General features: G+C 41.6%; 1 protein-coding gene. It reads right to left on the reverse strand.

Annotation, left to right across the window (positions count from 1 at the left end):
* The coding region (locus tag Q5762_RS38590) for a hypothetical protein (RefSeq protein WP_315896982.1) at window positions 1-267 on the reverse strand (267 nt) is incomplete at both ends.

Raw genomic sequence — 267 nt, forward strand, 5'->3', positions numbered from 1 at the left:
CGACGATAATGGTATTCCCCTTTTTCAAAGTTCGCCATGTCTTTGTAAAAGTTGGCAAGATTATTATGTACGGTTGGATCATTGGGCCTTAAAGAATAAAGTTTTTTGAGAGCTCCCCAAGCCTCTTGAAAATTAAAGCTTAGAGCCAGTATAGCGCTGCGTAAGGATAATATTTCGCTGAGGTCGTGTCCTAGTTTCTCTGCCGACTCAAGATAAGGTAATGCTTTATCGCCGACCCCTGCCTTTTGAAGAATGTTTGCCATGTTA

Source organism: Streptomyces sp. P9(2023) (assembly GCF_032436795.1).
Classification (GTDB): Bacteria; Actinomycetota; Actinomycetes; order Streptomycetales; family Streptomycetaceae; genus Streptomyces.